Annotated in this window: 13 protein-coding genes; 8 read left to right on the forward strand and 5 right to left on the reverse strand. The window is 72.0% G+C overall.

Annotation, left to right across the window (positions count from 1 at the left end; translation table 11 throughout):
- Positions 1–237: 237 nt before the first annotated feature.
- Complete coding sequence (gene treY, locus ACJX2R_RS37500) at positions 238–2,904, reverse strand: malto-oligosyltrehalose synthase (RefSeq protein ID WP_413103695.1); 2,667 nt, start codon at positions 2,902–2,904, stop codon at positions 238–240.
- Between the two features lie 201 nt (positions 2,905–3,105).
- Between treY and ACJX2R_RS37505 the strand changes: the two genes are divergently transcribed.
- The 3 genes from ACJX2R_RS37505 (at position 3,106) to ACJX2R_RS37515 (ending at position 5,395) form a co-directional block, all read left to right on the forward strand.
- On the forward strand, positions 3,106–3,447 hold the full coding sequence (locus ACJX2R_RS37505; protein ID WP_262699385.1) for a PadR family transcriptional regulator: 342 nt from the start codon (positions 3,106–3,108) through the stop codon (positions 3,445–3,447).
- Positions 3,444–4,403 carry a hypothetical protein gene (locus ACJX2R_RS37510; protein ID WP_413103696.1) on the forward strand — a complete coding sequence of 320 codons (960 nt, stop codon included), beginning with the start codon at positions 3,444–3,446 and terminating at the stop codon, positions 4,401–4,403. The genes ACJX2R_RS37505 and ACJX2R_RS37510 overlap by 4 nt, the downstream gene beginning before the upstream one ends.
- Before the next feature lie 149 nt (positions 4,404–4,552).
- The gene (locus ACJX2R_RS37515; protein ID WP_413103697.1) at positions 4,553–5,395 is read left to right on the forward strand and encodes a phosphatase PAP2 family protein; all 843 of its coding nucleotides are present in this window, start codon (positions 4,553–4,555) and stop codon (positions 5,393–5,395) included.
- Between the two features lie 14 nt (positions 5,396–5,409).
- Here ACJX2R_RS37515 and glgX read toward each other — a convergent pair whose 3' ends face one another.
- Positions 5,410–7,554 (reverse strand): glycogen debranching protein GlgX, encoded by a 2,145-nt coding sequence (glgX, locus tag ACJX2R_RS37520; RefSeq protein ID WP_413103698.1) that lies wholly within the window; start codon positions 7,552–7,554, stop codon positions 5,410–5,412.
- Positions 7,555–7,774: 220 nt separating this feature from the next.
- Between glgX and ACJX2R_RS37525 the strand changes: the two genes are divergently transcribed.
- From ACJX2R_RS37525 to ACJX2R_RS37535, 3 genes are all read left to right on the forward strand, one after another.
- On the forward strand, positions 7,775–8,593 hold the full coding sequence (locus tag ACJX2R_RS37525; protein ID WP_413103699.1) for a Tat pathway signal sequence domain protein: 819 nt from the start codon (positions 7,775–7,777) through the stop codon (positions 8,591–8,593).
- 55 nt (positions 8,594–8,648) lie between these two features.
- Positions 8,649–9,980 carry a copper amine oxidase gene (locus tag ACJX2R_RS37530; RefSeq protein ID WP_262699390.1) on the forward strand — a complete coding sequence of 444 codons (1,332 nt, stop codon included), beginning with the start codon at positions 8,649–8,651 and terminating at the stop codon, positions 9,978–9,980.
- Positions 9,981–10,069: 89 nt separating this feature from the next.
- Positions 10,070–11,317: an SAV2148 family HEPN domain-containing protein gene (locus ACJX2R_RS37535; protein WP_413103700.1), complete on the forward strand. Its 1,248-nt coding sequence runs from the start codon at positions 10,070–10,072 to the stop codon at positions 11,315–11,317.
- 7 nt (positions 11,318–11,324) lie between these two features.
- On the opposite strand, the gene ACJX2R_RS37540 is transcribed toward ACJX2R_RS37535, so the two are convergent.
- Both ACJX2R_RS37540 and ACJX2R_RS37545 read right to left on the reverse strand, forming a co-directional pair.
- Positions 11,325–12,143, reverse strand: coding sequence for an ABC transporter ATP-binding protein (locus ACJX2R_RS37540; protein WP_413103701.1), 819 nt, complete (start codon positions 12,141–12,143; stop codon positions 11,325–11,327).
- Positions 12,140–12,955, reverse strand: coding sequence for a FadR/GntR family transcriptional regulator (locus tag ACJX2R_RS37545; RefSeq protein ID WP_413103702.1), 816 nt, complete (start codon positions 12,953–12,955; stop codon positions 12,140–12,142). The genes ACJX2R_RS37540 and ACJX2R_RS37545 overlap by 4 nt, the downstream gene beginning before the upstream one ends.
- A gap of 132 nt (positions 12,956–13,087) precedes the next feature.
- Here ACJX2R_RS37545 and ACJX2R_RS37550 point away from each other — a divergent pair, with 132 nt between their 5' ends.
- Positions 13,088–13,810 carry an exonuclease domain-containing protein gene (locus tag ACJX2R_RS37550; RefSeq protein ID WP_262699394.1) on the forward strand — a complete coding sequence of 241 codons (723 nt, stop codon included), beginning with the start codon at positions 13,088–13,090 and terminating at the stop codon, positions 13,808–13,810.
- 132 nt (positions 13,811–13,942) lie between these two features.
- On the forward strand, positions 13,943–14,536 hold the full coding sequence (locus ACJX2R_RS37555; protein WP_262699395.1) for a TIGR03086 family metal-binding protein: 594 nt from the start codon (positions 13,943–13,945) through the stop codon (positions 14,534–14,536).
- Between the two features lie 427 nt (positions 14,537–14,963).
- On the opposite strand, the gene ACJX2R_RS37560 is transcribed toward ACJX2R_RS37555, so the two are convergent.
- Positions 14,964–15,878 (reverse strand): phosphotransferase enzyme family protein, encoded by a 915-nt coding sequence (locus ACJX2R_RS37560; protein ID WP_413106033.1) that lies wholly within the window; start codon positions 15,876–15,878, stop codon positions 14,964–14,966.
- Between the last annotated feature and the right edge of the window lie 30 nt (positions 15,879–15,908).

Here is a 15,908-nt window from a genome sequence, read left to right on the forward strand (position 1 = left end):
CGTGAACGGGTCAGGAACCGTCGGCGTGGGAGCGCTCCCAATTCTTGGTGAACGTAGCGCGCCCCCGGGCGGCTGTAAATGCTTCAGGACATGAAGGCCGCAGGCTTTCTGGTGGGCCGTCGGGCGGAATGCCGGACGGCCCGTACGGGTGGCCCCGGATGGGGCGTATGGGTCGTTATGGTGGGCCCGGACGGGCTGTTCCGGTGGGCCCGGTCGGACCGTTCCGGTGTGGGCCCGTCAGTTCCGGACCAGCAGCGCCACCGGAAGCCGGGACAGCAGCTCTGCCAGCGCCGCCGAACCCTCGGCGGTCCGTCCGGTCAGCAGGTCCCGCCACCGGCCCGGCGGCAGCGGCAGTCGGGCGGAGCCCCAGCCGCCCGCCTCCGCCAGCCGCCGCGACAGCCGGGTGACCACGGTGACGGCGCCGCCGGGTGTGCTGTCCGTGCTGTCCGCGCCATCCCTGCCCTCCGTGCCCTCCCTGCCGTCTGTCCGTAAGAAGGCCACGCAGTGCTCGGCGGACGGACCGGAGGCGAGCAGCGGCGTGTACGTACTCCCCGGGCCGAACCACCCTGGACGCTCCCGGCGCAGCTTCAGTGCCGCCCGGGTGAGCAGCGGCTTTTCGGCCGACGGGCCGTCCGCCGGCTCGCCGCCCAGCTCGGGCGGGCGGCGGTTGTCCGGGTCGACGAGCGCCATATAGACGTGTTCGGTGCCCATATAGAGGTCGGGAACGCCCGGCATGGTGAGCTGGAGCAGGGCGGCGCCGAGCGCGTTGGCCCGCGCCGGTCCGTCGAGTTCGGCGCCGATCGCGGCCCACACCGACGGGTCGGCCGCACACGGCCCGGCCTCCAGGAAGGCGGTCACCTCCGCCTCGTACGCCGCGTTCCGCTCCGTCCACGTCGTCCGCAGCCCCGCCTCGCGTACCGCCTTGAGCACGGCCGGGACCAGCCGTTCGGCGTCCCCGTGGCCCAGCGCGAGCGCGGTCTGCCAGGCCGTCCAGGACAGATGGGGATCGGGGGCGGGCGCGGTGGCCGCGCGGGTCAGTTCCTCGACCGTCCGCCCCCACCAGGCCGGGCATTCGGTGAGCGCCGCCAGCCGGGCCCGGGCGTCGGCACTGCGCTTGGTGTCGTGCGTGGAGAGCACCGTGCCGGTGGCCGGCCAGTCCCTCAATCGCCGGGCCGCGAAGGCGTGGAACTCCTCGGGGACCACGGCCGGCCGTCCCGGATCGCCGCCCACCTCGGCGGCCGACAGCAGCGGGGCGTAGCGGTAGAAGGCCGTGTCCTCGACGGACTTGGCACGCAGTGCGGCCGCCGTCTGGGCGAAGCGGGCGCAGAAGTCACGGTGGTCCGGGCCGTCCCCGAGCCCGCCCAGCGCGGCGTCCCGCACCACCCGCACCACCTGGGCCTCCTGCGCCACCGTGAACGCCTCCCGGGCGTCCGCCGCCGCCGAGCGCACCATCACCGCGTCGGCGTCCGTCGCGGGCGGGCCGCCCACGGAGGCGTACGGACGGTAGACCGGCAGCCGCACCAGCAGCTCCTGGATCGCCGTGCGCAGCGCCCAGGGCGCGTGATCGCGCAGCCGGGGATCGGCCGCGCAGATGCGAGAGGCGGTTCGGGTCAGCCGCTCCACCTCGGCGGCCAGCTCATGCGTGACCACCTCATGGGCGGCGCGGCGGACCGTGGCGGCCCAATCGCCGCCCAGGTCGGCCGGGGGAGCGGCGAAGGCGCGGTAGAGGGCGGTCAGCTTCTCCAGACCGTCCGGGTCGAGGAAGAGCCCGTCGATGTGGTGCAGCGCGTCATAGCCGGTGGTCCCGGCGACCGGCCAGGTGGCGGGCAGCCGCTCGTCCCGGGCGAGGATCTTCTCGACCACGGTCCAGCGGCCGCCGCCTTCCGGCACGGCCCGCCGTCCGCCATCGCCTCCTGGCGTGATGCGCCGCCCGCCGCCTTCTGACGCTGTCCGTCGCCCGCCGCCTTCTGGCGTGATGCGCCGTCCGCCGCCGCCTTCTGGCGTGATGCGCCGTCCGCCATCGCCTTCTGGCGTGACCCCCCGGCCGTCCTCGCCCTCTGACGCGGCCCGCTGCCGGCCCCCGCCCCCGCCCCCGCGCTCCCCGTCTCCCGTCGCCGCCCGCACCGCACGGTCCAGCCGTCGCAGATATCCCTCCGGATCGGCGAGCCCGTCCGGGTGGTCGATCCGCAGGCCGTCCACGACCCCGTCCCGCACCAGCCCCAGCAGCGTGGCATGGGTCGCGTCGAACACCTCCGGGTCCTCCACCCGCACCGCGATCAGCTCGGAGATGGTGAAGAACCGCCGGTAGTTGAGCTCGGTGCGGGCCAGCCGCCACCAGCCGAGCCGGTACCACTGGGCGTCCAGCAGCTCGGCGAGCGGCAGTCCCTCGGTGCCGGGCCGCAGCGGGAAGGCGTGGTCGTAGTAGCGCAGCGTCCCGTCCTCGATCCGCAGCCGGTCCCACTCCTCGCCGAGCGGACCGCCGAGCACCGGCAGCAGCACCTTGCCGCCGTGGGCCCGCCAGTCGATGTCGAACCACCGCGCGTACGGCGACTCCGGCCCCTCCCGCAGCACCTCCCACAGCGGGGCGTTGAGCCGCTCGGGGGCGGGGGCGGCCATATGGTTCGGCACGATGTCGACGATCAGCCCGAGGCCGTGCGCCCGCGCCGTACGGGCGAGTGCGCGCAGCCCCTCCTCGCCGCCCAGTTCGGCCCGGACGGCGGAGTGGTCCACCACGTCATAGCCGTGGCTGGAGCCGGGCACCGCCTCCAGCACGGGGGACAGATGCAGATGGGAGACGCCGAGCGAGGCCAGATACGGCACCGCTCGCTCCGCCGCCGCGAACGGGAAGGCGGGCTGGAGCTGGAGGCGATAGGTGGCGGTGGGTGTGCCGGGGTCAGCCGTCATATGAACGTACGTACCCACCAGGCGCGCCCCACCACAAAAAGGACATCTACCTGAGGGGTTCGATGACCCTTCGGGGTGAAGGCGCCAACAGGACGATGGGGTCGTTGGAGGAGCGGGAAGCGGCCGCCCGAGTGCGGGCGACGCCCGAGCCGCCCGGCACCGCTTGCGGATATATATCGAGCCTCGATATATTCTCGATGCATGACGCGAAAGAATCCGTCTCTGACAGAGCCGCAGTTCTTCATCCTCGCCGCGCTCATGGACGGGCCGTTGCACGGCTACGGCATCATCAAGGCCGCCGAGACGGCCACTGACGGGCGGCTCAGGATCGCCGTCGGCACGCTCTACGGCGCGCTGGAGCGGATGGAACGGGCCGGGCTGGTGGCCACCGACCACGAGGAGATGGTGGACGGGCGGGCGCGGCGGTACTACCGGCTGACCGAGGACGGCACCGAGTTGCTCGGCCGCGAGGCGCTGCGGATGCAGCAGGCGGCGGCCTTCGTCATCGGACGCTCACGGAATCGTGGGGTGGCGGAGGCATGAACCGTCTCCTGCTCGCGGCCTACCCCGCGTCCTACCGTTCCCGGCAGGGAGACGAGTTGCTGGCCTGTCTGGCCGAGGCGTATCCCGGCCGCGCCTGGCCTCCGCTGCGGGAGATCGTGCCGTTGGTGCGCGGCGGGTTGGGGGCCCGCGCCCGTGCCGTCGTGGACGACACGGCACGGCCGTGGTGGCTGGACGGCGTTCATCTGGCGGCCCTCGCCCTCGCCGTGTTGGCACTCGTGCCGTACCTCCAGGACGTCTGGCACTGGACCCTGCACATCGATCCCGGCCAGCAGGCCATCTCGTTCCACTTCTCCGGCTGGTACCCGTGGGCGGAAGGGCCCGGCACGAAGACGCGACTGCTGCCCTACGGGCTGCTGCCGCTGGTCTGCCTGGTCGCCCTGGGGCGCGGCAAGGCGTGGATCGCGCTGCCGGCCGCGGCGGCGATGGTCTACGCCGGCGCCACTTTCCGCAGCTCCACCCTCTTCGGCCACGAAGGCAAGTACGGGCTGGGCTACTACGGGCTGGGCTCCCCGATCACGGCCCATGACCTGGCGCTGTCGGTGACGCTGTGCATCGCGTGCGCCGTGCTGGCGGTCTGTCGTACTGGTCGGCTGCGGCGCCACTCGTTCCGCTGGCTGGTGCCCGTGGTGCTCGCCATGTTCGTGGCCGGGAGCCTCCAGCTCACCGCTGTCAGTCCGGCCTTCCAGCGCGGCCTGTTCACCCTCGAAGTCGTCGCGTTGATCGCCGCGTGGGCGGCGACGGCCGCCACCGGAGACCGCCGGTGGCTGATTCCCGTCGCGGCCGTCGCGTTCATCCGTACGCAGGCGATCGTCGCCCGGCCGGACGGGTTCATGAATTCCCTGCCGACGCTGGTGGTCCTCGTCCTCCTGATCGCACCTCTTCCGGCCCTGGCGATCGCCGCTCAGCGCAGGCAGGACCATTCGCTCGCCGGATAGCGGACCAGCACCGCGCACGAGGCACACGAAGAAGGAAAGCGATGACTCAACACGACAGCTCGACCCTGCCCGCACACCGCCCGGACACCTCCGGCCAGACCCCGGAAGTCTGCGCCGTATCCGGCCCTTCGAGTACAAAACGGCCGTGGATGCCGCCTCTGCTGTACGCCCTTGGACTCCTGGTGATGTACCTGTTCGCCGTCTGCACCCCGGTCGGGCAGCGGGCCGAGAACGGGATCTTCAACAGTTCGGATGCCGGCTCGCTGGACGCGTGGTTCTACCCCTTGTCGGGATCGGAGTTGGACTCGACGCCTATGCCGCCGATGGGAGAGAGCGCCGAGCCCACTCTGATGGTGGGTCTGGCCGTCCTCGTGGTCCTCGCCCTGGTGGGACGGTACTGGTGGCGGGGGTGCGCGGCGCTCGCGATCGTCGTTCTCACCGCCGGGGGCGGCGAGGTGCTCCACAAGGTCCTGCCCCGCCCCGACCTGGTGAACGCCCCCGAGAATCTCGTCTTCCAGGGCTTCCCCAGCGGGCACGCGACCGTCCCCGCCGCGCTGACCCTCGCCGCCGTCCTCGTCGTCGCTCCCCGCATCCGCCCCTACGTCGCCGCGATCGGTGTGCTGTGGCTCGCCTGCGTCGCCTCCGCCTCCGCCACCATGGGCGGCCACCGGCCCAGCGACGTGCTCGGGGCCACCCTGATCGCCTGCACCTGCTCCGCCCTCGCGACCTGGCTGGTGCCGCTGCTGCCGCGCGCCGCCGCACCAGACGTCATGCCGATCCCCCGTGCGCTGCCCGCCGTCGTCCTCGCTCTGTCGGCGGCCCTCGCCCTCGTCTGCGGCGCGCGGGACGACTCCCTCACACGGTCACTGACCTCCGGGGCGACGGGGTTCGTGTGCGTGGCCCTGGTCTGGTACGCCGCAGTGATACTGCCCTCGCGGCTCGCGCAGACCGCAGGCCGCGCCCCTCGGTCCAGGCGGGCCCCGGACCTATAAGCAGACACCAGCCCCTAGGCAGGCCGTTGCAGCACCATCAGGCTGCGGGCCACCAGGGTCAGCCGGTCGCCCGCCGCCACCTTCGGACCGCTGCCCGGTTCCACGCCCTCCGGCACCGCCGTGTCCACGATGAGCTGCCACTGCTTGCCGTGGTCGATGGGTACGACGAAGTCCAGTGGCTCGTGGTGGGCGTTGAACAGCAGCAGGAACGAGTCGTCGGTGATGCGTTCACCGCGCGCTCCCGGTTCGGAGATCGCGCTGCCGTTGAGGAAGACCGCGAGGGACTTGGCGTGTGCGGCCTGCCAGTCGCGTGGGGTCATCTCCTCTCCCTCATGGGTGAACCAGGCGATGTCCGACAGCTCGTCATGGGTGCCCTCCACCGGCCGGCCGTGGAAGAAGCGGCGGCGCCGGAAGACGGGGTGGTCGCGGCGCAGCCACACCAGCGCACGGGTGAAGCGCAGCAGCTCCAGGGCCGAGCGGTCCTCCCGCTCGCCGTCCTGCCCCTTGGCGTGATGCGGCCAGCGCACCCAGGACACCTCGTTGTCCTGGCAGTACGCGTTGTTGTTGCCGCCCTGGGTGCGGCCGAACTCATCGCCGTGGCTGAGCATCGGCACGCCCTGGGAGAGCATCAGGGTGGCGATGAAGTTGCGCATCTGGCGCTCGCGCAGCGTCCGCACCGCCGGATCGTCGGTCTCGCCCTCGACGCCGCAGTTCCAGGACCGGTTGTAGCTCTCGCCGTCCTGGTTGGACTCGCCGTTGGCCTCGTTGTGCTTCTCGTCGTAGCTCACCAGGTCGCGCAGGGTGAAGCCGTCATGGCAGGTGACGAAGTTGACCGAGGCCAGCGGGCGTCGCCCGTCGCCCTGGTAGAGGTCGGAGGAGCCGGTCAGCCGGGAGGCGAACTCGGCCAGCGTCCTCGGCTCACCGCGCCACAGATCCCGCACGGTGTCCCGGAACTTGCCGTTCCATTCGGTCCACAGGGGCGGGAAGTTGCCGACCTGGTAGCCGCCCTCGCCGACGTCCCAGGGCTCGGCGATCAGCTTCACCTGGCTCACCACCGGATCCTGCTGGACCAGGTCGAAGAACGAGGACAGCCGGTCCACCTCGTGGAACTGCCGGGCCAGCGTCGCCGCCAGATCGAAGCGGAAGCCGTCCACATGCATCTCGGTCACCCAGTAGCGCAGCGAGTCCATGATCAGCTGGAGCACGTGCGGGGACCGCATCAGCAGGGAGTTCCCGGTGCCGGTGGTGTCCATGTAGTACCGGCGGTCCTCGGTCAGCCGGTAGTACGAGGCGTTGTCCAGGCCCCGGAAGGAGAGCGTGGGGCCCAGGTGGTTGCCCTCGGCCGTGTGGTTGTAGACCACGTCCAGGATGACCTCGATGCCCGCCTGGTGCAGCGCCCGGACGGCCGATTTGAACTCCAGCACCTGCTGGCCCCGGTCGCCCCAGGAGGCGTAGGCGTTGTGCGGCGCGAAGAAGCCGATGGTGTTGTAGCCCCAGTAGTTGGCCAGCCCCGCGTCGGCCAGCCGGTGGTCGTGGACGAACTGGTGTACGGGCATCAGTTCCAGCGTGGTGACGCCCAGCTCGGTCAGGTGTTCGATGATCGCCGGATGGGCGAGCGCCGCGTAGGTCCCGCGCAGCTCCTCGGGCAGCCGGGGATGGCGCATGGTCAGCCCCTTGACATGCGCCTCGTAGATGACCATGCGGTGGTAGTCGGTGCGCGGCGGGCGGTCGTCGCCCCAGTCGAAGTACGGATTGACCACCACCGACGCCATGGTGTGCGGGGCGGAGTCGAGGTCATTGCGCTTGTCGGGCCGCCCGAAGTGGTAGCCGTAGACCTCCTCGCCCCAGTCGATCCGCCCACTGATCGCCTTGGCGTACGGATCCAGCAGCAGCTTGGCGGAATTGCAGCGGTGTCCGAGCTCCGGTTCGTACGGGCCGTGGGCCCGGAAGCCGTAGCGCTGCCCCGGCATGATCCCCGGCAGATAGGCGTGGCGGACGAACGCGTCGGACTCCCGCAGCTCGACCGCCGTCTCCGAGCCGTCGTCGTGCAGGAGGCACAGCTCGATGCGGACAGCGGCCTCGGAGAACACCGCGAAGTTGGTTCCGGCGCCGTCGTAGGTGGCGCCAAGGGGATAAGCCTGTCCCGGCCAGACCTGCATACGTCGACTCTTCCACTTCTTCTCCGGGGGCCGCGAGCACCCGGGCACCGGACGGAACATGACCGACCATGCATCCTTTCCCAACTGGCCGGAGCCATCCGCTCTTTCGACAGAACTTCCTCAAAAGTGAGGCAACCTACGGCCATATCGGTTCGTCCTACCGGGTGACCTGACGCATACGCGTATACCGCTATGCGGTCTGATAAGACGACAGGGGGGAATGGGGGAGGATGTGCGCAAGGTGATGCACCGCCACCTGGGCAAGGTGGTGGCCGGCGCGGCCGTGGCGATCACCGCCACGGCCGTCATGGTCGGGGTGACGCTCCCGGGGAGCGCGTCCGGCGAGGAGGGCTCGGGTGGGGGACCCCAGAGCTCCTCGGCGGAGCAGGGCCAGGCGGCCCGGCAGCAGCCGGGCGTGGTGGAGGAGGCGCCCGAGCAGGGCAGGACCGGCAGCGGCCGCGATCCGCTGACCGACGACGAGATGAAGCGCGCCCAGACCCTCGCGGCCGGGCGCGACTTCCGTATGAGCAGCGAGGACGTCAAGGGCGCCAAGGGCCCCGAGCGGCTCTCCACCGACCTCGCGGAGCTGAGCCCCGACGAGGTGGGGGCCGCCGACCCGCCGCGCCGCGCCGAGGTGACGTACTACGACTACAAGGACGACACCTACGTCACCAAGACGGTCGACCTCGGCAGCGGCAAGGTCACCGGCACCGACACCCAGCGCGGGGTGCAGCCGCCGCCCAACCGCGACGAGGTGATGGAGGCCGCGCGGCTGCTGATGGGCGACAAGCTGGGCGAGGGTCTGAAGAAGGACTTCAAGGACGCCACCGGCAAGGCGCTGACCCGCCCGGACCAGCTGACCGTCACCGGCTTCGTCTACCGCGCGGGCGAGGGCAGCAACCCCGGTCCGACCGCGGTCCAGGACTGCGGCAAGCACCGCTGCGTACGGCTGTTCACCCGGGTGGTGAACGGGCCCTGGATCGACGCCCGGCAGATGGTGATCGACCTGAGCGCCCACAAGGTCACCAAGCTCGGCTAGGGCCCGGCCCCGGCGTCTCGCACACCTCTCAACGTTTCATTACAGGAGTCCCCTTATGCCTGACAGCAGGCTCCGCCGCGCCCGTGCCCGGGTCGCGGCGGCCATCGGCGCCTCGGCGCTGCTCGGCACCGTGGCGATCGCCGCCGGGCCGGTCGGCACCGCCCAGGCGGCCCCGCGGACCGCTGCCGCGGCGGATTGCAGCGCCCCGTACAGAATCGAGCAGAAGCTCGACGGCGGCACCGTCTGGCGGATGTGCTGGCACTACGAGAGCAAGGCCGGTCTCGTGCTCGACGACGTCTCGTACCAGCCCAAGGGCGAAAGCGCCCCGATCAAGGTGCTGACCTCGGCGAAGCTGGGCCAGATCCATGTGCCCTACGACGACGGCAGCAATGAGTACGACGACCTCACCGGACAGGACTTCGCCCAGGGGCTCCAGCAGCTGGATCCGGCCGAGTGCCCCGGCGGCACCATCAAGACCGTGCGGGTGCCCGACGCATGGGACCCCGATCACCCGAATGTGAAGGGCCTGTGCGCCACCACCCGGGCCCGCGGCCACGCCTACCGCATGGGCGAGGGCGGCTTCGGAGCGGGCAGTGAGAACAAGGTCTACCAGCTCCAGGGCAAGGACCTGCTGCTCTACACCGTCAACCAGGTCGGCTGGTACGAGTACATCACCGAGTGGCGGTTCGCCGGTGACGGCACCATGACCATGCAGGTCGGCGCCACCGGCACGCTCTCCCCGATGGACTACGACGCGGGCGACGGCCGCGGCTGGCCCATCGGCAAGGGCGCCAAGGACTACGCCACCAGCCACGCCCACAACGTCTTCTGGCGGCTGAACTTCGGGCTGGACGGCTCGCCCAAGAGCAAGGTCGAGCAGTACGACTCCAAGACCACCGCGGCCGCCGGGCGGATCCCGAAGACCAAGACCACCCGCACCAAGGTCACCAAGGAGCTGGCCGGTGACGCGGCGGCGGCGCGCTGGTGGCGCGTGGTCAGCACGGCGGGCAAGAACAAGGACGGCCATCCGCGCAGCTACGAGATCGTTCCCGGCCACACCACCAAGTACCAGGGACGTAGTTTCACCAAACACGACGTCTACTTCACCGAGTACAACAAGTGTGAACAATTCGCCAGTAACAATCTGCGCAATTGCGGCACCGGTGCCGGTAAGAGCGTCGACAAGTGGGTCAACGGGCAGACCCTCAAGCACCCCATCGTGTGGGTCAACATCGGGTTCCATCACATCGCCCGGGATGAGGACCAGGAGCCGATGCCGGTGCACTGGCAGGGCTTCCAGCTCTCCCCGCGCGACGTCACCGCTATGAATCCCCTCACGCCGCCTGCACTGTCCGGACACAACGGCCATACAGAAGGGGAACGTTGACCTGATAGGCAGGACCTGAGTGTCGCACCGCCCCCGCCAGCGCAGTAGTCTGCGGTGATCGTTGGACGGGGGCGGAAGGCGGTGCACAGGTGAGCTCGGGCGGGCTGGAGCTGCCCCCCGGTGACGGAGGTCCCGGGGGTGACGGCTCCACCGACGCACCTCCCGGCGCGGTGTCCCTGGTGCGGCCGATGGAGATCGGAGCGGAACTGGACTGGGGCGCCGAAGCCTGGAGCGAGGTACGCACACGCGCACGCCGGGCCGGGCGGGCCTATATCTGGCTCAACCTCGTGGAACAGCGGCTGCGCGCCGTCGTCAGCGCCGTGCTGCGGCCCATCTACGAGCCGGTCCACGGCGAGGACTGGGTCATCGCCGCGGCCGGCCCCGCCGGGCAGGAGTGGGTGCAGCGGGCGGTCGCCGTACGGGAGGTCAGCCGGCGCAAGGGCTATCTGCTCGACCCGGCCGACGACAATGTCGTCAGCTTCCTGACCCTGCCGCAGCTGCGGGAGCTCCTCGTCCAGCACTGGCCGTGCTTCGAGCCGTACCTCGACGACCGCCGCGAGGTGGAGCTGGCCCTGGACGAGCTGGAGGTCTCCCGCAATGTGGTCTCCCGCAACCGCGCCCTGTCCGAGACGGTCCTCGCCCAGGCCGAGCGGGCCTCCGCCCGGCTGCTGGAGATCCTCGGCAGCGGCACCGGCTCCCCCTCCGCCGACCGGCTGCCCATCGACGCCGTCGAGGACCTCGTCGGCGACCGCTACGCCGATGTGGTCGGCGTCCACTCCGACCGGGTGCGGCTCCAGCGCCAGCTGCCCGCCGAGGATCTCTTCGGCAACGCCCGCCGCCTCGACGCCGTCGGCATCGGGCTCAACCTCCTGGTCCAGAACTACTCGGGCCGCCGGCTGGTCCGGCTGGCCGAATCCGGCTGCCGGGCCCGGCTGCTCTTCCTCAACCCGGCGAGCAGCGCGGTGCGGCGGCGGGAGCGCGAACTCGGCCTGAAGAAGGGCGAGATGAGCCGCTCGGTGGAGATGAACATCCTCCATATGCGGCGGGTGCGCGCCCGGCTGCGGGACCCGGACGCGTTCGAGATCCATGTCTTCGACGAGACGCCCCGCTTCACCGCCTACCTGGTCAACGGCGACGGCGCGGACGGCCTGGCCGTCGTCCAGTCGTACCTGCGCAAGGCCCGGGGCATGGAGGCCCCGGTCCTGGTGCTGCGCGGCGGCGGACGGGGCCGCGAGGTCGTCCGCGAGGGCGCGGCCGAGGAGGGCGAGGGCGGGCTCTTCGGCACCTACCGCGAGGAGTTCGAGAGCGTCTGGGCGGACTCCCGGCCGGTGTCCTGAACTGACGTTATGAGCCGGTGCCCTGGTACGGCGGCCGGAGGGCGCGGGCGGCCCAGCGGCCGTCGGTGCGGCTGATGTGCACCGGGTGGTCGAAGCACTTGGTGATGTGGTCCGTGGTCACCACCGCGTCCACCGCGCCCGACGCCAGGCACTCCCCGGTGCGCAGCAGCATGGCGTGGGTGGTGCTGGCGGGCAGCTCTTCCAGGTGGTGGGTGACCAGGACGGTGGCCAGTTCGGGGTGGTCCCGGCGCAGGGTGTCCAGGCTCTCCAGCAGCTGCTCACGGGCGGCCAGATCCAGACCGGTGGCCGGTTCGTCGAGCAGCAGCAGCCGGGGGAGGGGCATCAGCGCCCGGGCGATCAGCACCCGGCCGCGCTGACCCTGCGAAAGGGTCGGCCAGCGCGCGTCCAGCTTCCCGCCCATGCCCAGGGTGGTCAGCAGCCGGTCGGCCCGGTCGCGCTGGTCGGGACTGGGGCGGTGGCGGGGGACCGGCTCCACGGTGTTGGTCAGCCCGGTGAGCACCACGTCCCGCACCCGCAGCGGGGAGCGCAGCGGATGCCGGGGATCCACATGGCCCACGAACGACCGCAGCTCCCGCAGATCCACTCGCCCCAGCGTGCGGCCGAGGACGTCCACCGTGCCGCGGGTGGGGTGCACCAGCGCGCCCGCCAGGCTGAGCAGGGTGGACTTGCCCGCGCCGTTGGAGCCGAGCAGCGCCCAGTGCTCGCCCTGGTGGACGGTGAGCGAGATCGAGCGCAGCAGCGGGGTGCCGTCGCGCACCACGTCCACCTCGCGCAGGCTGAGTACGGGGACGGCCGGGGCGGTCACGGGGCCGCCACCTCCTTTTCGCTGTTGTCGCTTTCGAGTTCGCTTGTGTGGCTGTGGCTGTGGCTGTGGATCTCGCTGTGGCCGCGGCCGTCGCCGTCGCCGTCGAAGAGGTCCATGACGGCCTCGAGGTGGGAGACCGTGGCCGAGATCGCGGTGTCGGCGTCCCCGCGCGCCAGCCCGTCCAGCAGTTCGGCGTGGGCGCACGACACATCGGGGAGGGCGGGCTCGTGGCTGACCATCTCCACCAGCGCCTCGCGCAGCACCGGCAGGACGGAGGTGAACAGGCCGAGCAGCACGGCGTTCCCGGACAGCTCCACCACGGTCTGGTGGAAGGCCAGATCGGCGTCCACGAAGGCGGCCGGATCGCCTCCGGCCCGCTCCTCGCGCAGCGCGAGGTGGTCCCGCAGCCGCCCGATGTCCTCGGGGCGGATGCGCCCGGCGGCCAGCCGGGCGGCCTCGACCTCGAGGGCGCGGCGCACCTCGTACACCTCCCGCAGCCGGGCCCGGCGCAGCAGCCGCCGCATATCTCCCTCCCCGGCGGGGGCCGGGGGCCGCGCGGCGTAGGTGCCCGAGCCGTGGCGGACCTCGACCAGTCCGTCATGGGCCAGCAGGCGTACGGCCTCCCGCACCGAGGAGCGGCCGACGCCCAGTTCGGCGGCGAGCGCGACCTCGTTGGGCAGTCGCTCACCGGGCCGCCAGCGGCCCTCGGTGAGCATCGCGCGCAGGGCGCTCTCGACCCGTGGCACCACGGGTCCGTGCCGCAAGCGTGCCGTCTCCGCCGCCACCGCCGCCGCCTCTCCCTGAACGATCACCCGAGGACGGCGGGGACTCTAACACAGAGTCCTCAGACGTCTGAGGACTCGGTTCGGCGCACCGGCCGTTGTCAGTGGTGCATGGGAAGGTGGTGCACACATGGGGGAAGTACGACAAAGGGAGGGGCGGCCATGGGCTGGCACCGGGGGCTGCTGATCGGATTCGACCTGGAGACGACGGGCACCGATCCGCGCACGGCACGGATCGTGACGGCGGCCGTGGTCGAGGTGAGGGGCGGGGAGCCGGTCGGGCGCCGCGAGTGGCTGGCCGACCCCCAAGTGCCCATCCCCGAGGACGCCGTGGCGGTGCACGGGATCACCGGTGAGCGGGCGGCGGCGGAGGGCAGGCCCGCGCGCGAGGTGGTCGAGGAGGTCGCCGAGGTGCTGGTGGCTCACTGGCGGGCCGGCGCCCCGGTGGTGGCGTACAACGCGGCGTTCGATCTCAGCCTGCTCGCCGCCGAGTTGGGGCGGCACGGGCTGCGCCCGCTGAGCGAGCGGCTGGAGGGCGCCGAGACCGGCCCCGTCGTGGATCCGTACACGATAGACCGCGCCGTCGACCGCTATCGCAAGGGCAAGCGCACGCTGGAGGCGGTCTGCGGGGAGTACGGGGTGGTGCACGACCGCGCCCATGACGCCGGGGCGGACGCGCTGGCGGCGGTGCTGGTCGCCTGCGCGCTCGCCGAGCGGTACGGCGAGGTCGCCGGGCTCGAGCTGTGGGACCTCCACCGCAAGCAGGTGGGGTGGTACGCGCACTGGGCGGCCGACTTCCAGTCCTGGCTGCGCCGCAAGGGCACTCCGGACGCGGTCGTGGACGGCGGCTGGCCGCTGCGGGAGGCGGGGGCCGTGGTGGGGTAGGCCGGGCGGATGTCGGAGCGCGCCGCATCGCCGCACCGATGAGTTTCCGGCGGCGGGCCGGTCCGTACGTATGGGGGACGGACCACGGACCACGGACCACGCAGCACGGACTCGAGCGAGGAGAAGACGACCGTGACCGACGAACAGACAACCATGATCGATTTCGGACCCACGGCGCAGCGGGTGACGGCGCTGCTCAGCGGGATCTCGGACGAGCAGCTCAGCGCGCCCACACCGTGTGGCGCCTACTCCGTCGCAGATCTGCTCGACCACTTCATGGGGCTCGCCCTCGCCATGCGCCAGGCCGCCGAGAAGACCACGTCCGCGGCGGGCCCCGCCCCCGGGCAGGGGTCGGCCGACCGGCTGGACCCCGACTGGCGGCAGGAGCTGCCGCGCCGCCTGGACGCGCTGGCCGTGGCCTGGCGCGAGCCGTCCGCCTGGCTGGGCACCACGGAGGCCGGGGGCGTCACCATGCCTGCCCAGATGATGGGCATCGTGGCGCTGGACGAGCTGGTGATCCACGGCTGGGATCTCGCCCGCGCCACTGGGCAGCCCTACGACTGCGATCCGCGCAGCGTCGAGACCATCATCGAATGGCTGGCGGCGGTCCCGGACGAGGAGCGCCCGAAGGAGCTGTTCGGCCCCATGGTGCCCGTCCCGGCCGATGCGTCGCCGCTGGACCGCGCGATTGCCTTGAGCGGCCGCGACCCGGGATGGCACGCCTGAGCGAACGCCACACGGCGCGCCGATCGGCCCGGTGCGCCTGCGGCGGGCTATCCCCTCCCCGCCCCTTCCCGCAACCGGGGCTCCGCCCCAAGCCCCGCAACGGGGGCTTGGCCCCAGACCCTGGAACTGGGGCTCTGTCCCAGGCCCTGGACCGGGCTCTGTCCCCGGGCCTGAACCGGGGCTTCGCCTCGGGCCCCGTAACCGGGGCTCCGTCCCAGGCCTGCAACCGGGCTCCGCCCCTTCCCGGCAGCAACGATGCGTGGCTCCGCCGTCTGGGCAGGGCTCCGCTCCTCGGCGCCGGGGTCCAGGGGTGGAGCCCCTGCCACGCGGCGGAGCCGCATATCGATGCTGCGGGAAGGGGCGGGGAGGGGAAAGCCCCGATATGCGGCTCCGGTGCGTGGTGGGCCCCTGCGGCGGAGCCGTTCGTTCAGAACGTGTGCCAGCGCACCGCCGTGTCGCCCTCCCGCAGGGACGCGATGCGGCGGGCGAACTCGGCGCGGGCCGCCGGGTTGCCCGGGGCGTGCTGGGAGACCCAGGCGCAGCTGGCGGTCTCCCGCGCGCCCCGCAGCACCGCACAGCCGGACCACTCGCGGACGTCCCAGCCGTACTCCGCCACGAACGCGTCGTACTCCGCCGCGTCGAGCCCATAGCGGTCCCGGGACAGGGCCATCACCACCAGATCGTGCTCGCGCAGATCGTGCGAGAAGGTCTCCAGGTCCACCAGCACCGGGCCTTCCGGGCCGATATGCACATTGCGCGGCAGCGCGTCGCCGTGGATCGGCCCGGGGGTGAGGCGCGGGGGCAGCTCCTCGACGGCGGCCGCGAAGTCGTCCCGGCGGGCGCGCAGATACGCCGCGTCCGCCGCCTCGATCGCGTCCCCGGCCAGCCGCAGCCAGCGCTCGACCCCGCCCAGCAGATCGCGGCGCGGCAGCGGAAGCGGCGCCGGGTCGCCGGGCGGGTCGGGCAGGGCGTGCACCATCCGCAGCAGCTCCGCGAGATCGCGCGCCCCGGCGGGGCGTACCGGGTCGGGAAGCCGCTGCCAGTACGTGACGAGATGGTTGGCGAACGGAAGCGGCTGCTCGGGGCCGAAGCGCCGGTCGGGGCGGACCGCGGGCAGCCCCTCCCGGGCGAGCCAGTCGGCGATCCTCAGCTCCCGGGCGGCCCGGTCCCACACCTCCAGGTCGCGGCTGATCCGGACCACCAGGGAGAGGCTGTCGACGGCGAAGACGGCGTTCTCACCGAGGGCCAGCAGCCGGGCCTCCGCCGTACCGGCCCGGTAGGGCGGCAGCGCGGCCGAGAGCACCGCCCGCGCCCGCTCCTCGGTGAACGCGACCTCCGCCACCGCATGCCCTTTCTCCTCGCCGAGTTCTCG

The sequence above is a fragment of the Streptomyces sp. Inha503 genome (assembly GCF_047215865.1).
Taxonomy (GTDB): domain Bacteria; phylum Actinomycetota; class Actinomycetes; order Streptomycetales; family Streptomycetaceae; genus Streptomyces; species Streptomyces lycopersici.

What these genes read in the sequence shown, in the direction of transcription:
- ACJX2R_RS37550 (WP_262699394.1), top strand. Translation starts at nt 13,088, where the DNA reads ATGGGCTGGCACCGGGGGCTGCTGATCGGATTCGACCTGGAGACGACG.
- ACJX2R_RS37525 (WP_413103699.1), top strand. Translation starts at nt 7,775, where the DNA reads ATGGGGGAGGATGTGCGCAAGGTGATGCACCGCCACCTGGGCAAGGTG.
- ACJX2R_RS37515 (WP_413103697.1), top strand. Translation starts at nt 4,553, where the DNA reads ATGCCGCCTCTGCTGTACGCCCTTGGACTCCTGGTGATGTACCTGTTC.
- treY (WP_413103695.1), bottom strand. Translation starts at nt 2,904, where the DNA reads ATGACGGCTGACCCCGGCACACCCACCGCCACCTATCGCCTCCAGCTC.
- ACJX2R_RS37510 (WP_413103696.1), top strand. Translation starts at nt 3,444, where the DNA reads ATGAACCGTCTCCTGCTCGCGGCCTACCCCGCGTCCTACCGTTCCCGG.
- glgX (WP_413103698.1), bottom strand. Translation starts at nt 7,554, where the DNA reads ATGCAGGTCTGGCCGGGACAGGCTTATCCCCTTGGCGCCACCTACGAC.
- ACJX2R_RS37530 (WP_262699390.1), top strand. Translation starts at nt 8,649, where the DNA reads ATGCCTGACAGCAGGCTCCGCCGCGCCCGTGCCCGGGTCGCGGCGGCC.
- ACJX2R_RS37505 (WP_262699385.1), top strand. Translation starts at nt 3,106, where the DNA reads ATGACGCGAAAGAATCCGTCTCTGACAGAGCCGCAGTTCTTCATCCTC.